Here is a 591-nt window from a genome sequence, read left to right on the forward strand (position 1 = left end):
AGGTCGCTTAGCTCAGTTGGTAGAGCGCCACCCTTACAAGGTGGATGTCATAAGTTCGAGTCTTATAGTGACCACCATTTTATAAAATCATAAATAGGTTTTATAATCTCTACTTCTTTACTTTGGATGCAGCGGTAGTTCAGCTGGTTAGAATGCCGCCCTGTCACGGCGGAGGTCGCGGGTTCGAGCCCCGTCCGCTGCGCCATATTGTCTCGTTAGCTCAGCCGGTAGAGCATCTCCCTTTTAAGGAGGGGGCCGTTGGTTCGAATCCAACACGGGACACCATTTTTATTGTTAGGGTTATGACCCTTTCGTCTAGTGGCCCAGGACAACACTCTCTCTGTGTGGAAACAGAGGTTCAAATCCTCTAGGGGTCGCCAATCATAGGTCGCTTAGCTCAGTTGGTAGAGCGCCACCCTTACAAGGTGGATGTCATAAGTTCGAGTCTTATAGTGACCACCATTTTATAAAATCATAAATAGGTTTTATAATCTCTACTTCTTTACTTTGGATGCAGCGGTAGTTCAGCTGGTTAGAATGCCGCCCTGTCACGGCGGAGGTCGCGGGTTCGAGCCCCGTCCGCTGCGCCAT

Annotated in this window: 6 tRNA genes; all 6 read left to right on the top strand. The window is 49.2% G+C overall.

What is annotated here, in order from left to right:
• Position 1: 1 nt before the first annotated feature.
• A tRNA-Val gene (locus BGS40_RS05155) sits at positions 2-77 on the top strand.
• Between the two features lie 51 nt (positions 78-128).
• A tRNA-Asp gene (locus tag BGS40_RS05160) sits at positions 129-205 on the top strand.
• 4 nt (positions 206-209) lie between these two features.
• Positions 210-285: transfer RNA gene (locus tag BGS40_RS05165), tRNA-Lys, on the top strand.
• A gap of 19 nt (positions 286-304) precedes the next feature.
• A tRNA-Arg gene (locus tag BGS40_RS05170) sits at positions 305-380 on the top strand.
• A 6-nt stretch (positions 381-386) separates the two neighbouring features.
• Positions 387-462, top strand: a tRNA-Val gene (locus BGS40_RS05175).
• A gap of 51 nt (positions 463-513) precedes the next feature.
• Positions 514-590, top strand: a tRNA-Asp gene (locus tag BGS40_RS05180).
• Position 591: the final 1 nt, after the last annotated feature.

Source organism: Campylobacter sp. 107 (assembly GCF_002383835.1).
GTDB classification, from domain to species: Bacteria; Campylobacterota; Campylobacteria; order Campylobacterales; family Campylobacteraceae; genus Campylobacter_D; species Campylobacter_D jejuni.